The sequence below is a fragment of the Collimonas fungivorans genome (assembly GCF_028292705.1).
GTDB classification, from domain to species: Bacteria; Pseudomonadota; Gammaproteobacteria; order Burkholderiales; family Burkholderiaceae_D; genus Collimonas; species Collimonas fungivorans_B.
The window spans coordinates 1-3,042 of record NZ_JAQGLV010000324.1 but is presented as its reverse complement, the minus strand read 5'-3'; the positions used below and the strand labels follow the sequence as shown (position 1 = coordinate 3,042).

3 protein-coding genes are annotated in these 3,042 nt (G+C 62.3%); all 3 read right to left on the bottom strand.

Going from position 1 to position 3,042, the window contains the following annotated elements; translation table 11 throughout:
- Nucleotides 1–9: 9 nt before the first annotated feature.
- On the bottom strand, nt 10–2,046 hold the full coding sequence (locus JWQ61_RS18375; protein WP_304361773.1) for a sodium:solute symporter family protein: 2,037 nt from the start codon (nt 2,044–2,046) through the stop codon (nt 10–12).
- A complete protein-coding gene (locus tag JWQ61_RS18370; RefSeq protein WP_304361772.1) occupies nt 2,043–2,309 on the bottom strand; it encodes a DUF4212 domain-containing protein in 267 nt (88 codons plus the stop codon). Before JWQ61_RS18370 ends, JWQ61_RS18375 begins: the two co-directional genes overlap by 4 nt.
- A gap of 22 nt (nt 2,310–2,331) precedes the next feature.
- Nucleotides 2,332–3,042 (bottom strand): HAMP domain-containing sensor histidine kinase (locus JWQ61_RS18365; RefSeq protein ID WP_304361771.1); only part of this gene is annotated, 711 nt, incomplete at its 5' end.

Below are 3,042 nucleotides of genomic sequence, written 5' to 3'. Positions count from 1 at the left end.
TCAACAGTCCTAAGGCGCCCGCACGTGATGCACCAGCGCCACCGCGCGCGGATCGGGCGGCGGCGTCAGCAGGCTGACCACGATCAGCGCCAGCAGGCCGGCCGGCACGCCGAAGATGCCGGCCGCCATCGGTGCGATGTGGAACCACTGGCCGCTGGCCGAACCGCCCAGCGCCGGATAGGTGTGCAGCATGTAGTAGATGCAAGTGCCGAAGCCGACCACGATGGCGGCGATCGCCCCTTGCTGGTTGCCGCGTTTCCAGAACACGCCTAGCGCCAGCACCGGGAACAAGGTCGAGGACGCCAGCGAAAACGCGGCGCCTACCATCGATAGGATATCGCCCGGTTTCAAGGACGCGGTATACGCCGCCAGCAGCGCCACCACCAGCAACAGCAGCTTCGATACCGTGACACGCTTGGCGGTGGAAGCGTGCGGGTCGATCATCTTGTAATAGACATCGTGCGACAAGGCGTTGGAAATGGTCAGCAGCAAACCGTCCGCGGTCGACAACGCCGCCGCCAGTCCGCCCGCCGCCACCAGTCCGGAAACGAAATAGGGCAGGCCGGCGATTTCCGGCGTCGCCAGCATGATCATGTCGCCGTCCAGGGTGATCTCTGACAATTGCACCAGGCCGTCATGGTTGAAATCGGTAATGCTGACCAGCGGATTGCTCTTGTCGATATTGGCCCAGTACGAGACCCATTCCGGCAGGTGCGCATAGTCGGAGCCGACCAGCGAGGTATAGATATAGTATTTCACCAGCACCGCCAGCGCCGGCACGGTGAGATAGATCAGCAGGATGAAAAACAGCGTCCAGAACACCGACTTGCGGGATTCCTGCACCGACGGCGTGGTGTAGTAGCGCATCAGGATGTGAGGCAGGGACGCCGTACCCATCATCAGGCAAAACACCAGGGCCAGGAAATTGTTGCGCTTGATGTCGGATGCCTCCGGGGTGGCGCCGGGAAACGGCGTCGCCTGCGGTACCGGCGGCTCGGCGCGCGCCAGGTTGCTGGCCTTGTCCTGCTGCCATTTGCGTTCGGCTTCTTCAGGTGTTTTCGGATAACTGTTCAAGGCGCGGTTGGCGGCACGGATCTCGATCAGGGAACTGTTGTTGCGTTTCAGCAGTTCCAGATGCTGCTGCGCTTCAATCCGCCCCTGCTCCCAGGATTTCGGCAGGTCGCGCAGGCGGGCGTCGTAGTCATCCGCATTCGCCTTGAAGATCGCCCGCACCTCGATTTCCTTCGGATCGACGTCGAGCTTTTTTTCGATATTGGTGATCTGCGCCAGCACCGAGCCGTAGGAAACCTGCGCCACCGGACTGTGCGTATGCTCCATCGACAGCCAGATCACCGGGATCAGGTAGGCAAACAGGATGATCACGTATTGCGCCACCTGGGTCCAGGTAATCGCCCGCATGCCGCCGAGGAAAGAGCAGACCAGGATGCTGGCCAGGCCGAGGAAAATCCCGACCGAAAAATCGACGCCGGTGAAGCGCGAGGTAATCAGGCCGACGCCGTAGATCTGCGCCACCACGTAAATGAAGGAAATCACCACGGTGGCGGCCACCGCCAACACCCTGACCGGATTGCTGCTGGTGCGGCCGCGGTAGCGCGCCGCCAGGAAATCCGGGATCGTGTACTGGCCGAACTTGCGCAGGTAAGGCGCGATCAGCAGCGCCACCAGGCAGTAGCCGCCGGTCCAGCCGATGATATAGGCCAGGCCGTCGAAACCCTGCAGGTAAAGGCCACCGGCCAGGCTGATGAACGTGGCCGCGGAAATCCAGTCGGCAGCCGTCGCCATGCCGTTGAACAGCCCGGGCACCCGCCGTCCCGCAACGTAATATTCGGAGACATCGGAAGTGCGGCTCATGATGCCGATGCCGGCATACAGGACGATGGTGGCGAACATGAACAGGTAGCCGATCCAGGTGCGCGGCAAGCCTTCCTTTTCGAGGATCGCCAGCACTACCAGCAACAGGATGAAGCCGCCGGTATACCAGGCGTAGTAGCGGACCAGGCGCCAGAAAAAAGAGCTGTCCTTCATTGCTGCTCGCGGTCCTGCTGGCGCCGGTCTATTCTCCGCATCTGCCAGGTGTATACCGCGACGATCAGCAGATAGGCCAGCGCCAGCCCCTGCGCCGCCATGTAAAACGACAGCGGCCAGCCGAACCAGCGCATGCTGGATAATTCACGTGCAAAGAAGATGACGCCGAACGTCAGGGCGAACCAGACCAGCAGCAGGCCCAGCGTCAGTCGCCTGGTGCTTTGCCAATGGCTGGCGGGATGGTGCGGGCGGGGTTTCAGCATGGGATGTCTGGTCTGGTGGTTGTTAATGGAAATCCGAATTGAAATCGAGCGCAGGCTTTTCCAGCAAACGGAAGGCGACGCGGAACAGGCTGCCTGGCAGTTCCGGTTCGCTGCTGCGCGGATTATAGGAAATGGTTACCTGGGCGTCATGCTGCTGCGCGATTTCGCGCACGATCGCCAGTCCCAGGCCGCTGCCGCCGCGGCCGCTGTCGAGGATGCGGTAAAAGCGCTGGAACACGTGGTCGCGTTCGGCCGGCGGGATGCCCGGACCGGTATCTTCGACTTCCAGTATCGCTATCCCCGCCGCAGAGTTTTCCGCCCGCTCGCCGCGCACGCGGACTGTAACCCGGCCTTCGACCGGCGTGTAATGCAAGGCATTGTCGATCAGGTTGCCCAGCAGCTCGCGCAGCATGAGCGGATTGCACAGCACCGGCACCGGCTGCTCGTCCTGTTCGAAGCCGAAATCGATGCGCTGGCCGAATGAAGCCTCGACCCAGTCCTGCACAACGGCGCGGGCAAATTCGGACAGGTCGACTTCGACAAACGGCGCGCTTTCCTGCGACTGGTTTTCCGCCCGCGCCAGCGACAGCAGCTGATTCACCAGCCGGGTCGCCGATTCCGAGCTCTTCGCCAGCTGCTCCAGCGAGCGATGGATGTCGTGCTGGCTGGTCTGCCGCAGCGCCAGTTCGGATTGCATGCGCATGCCGGCCAGCGGCGTTTTCATCTGGTGCGC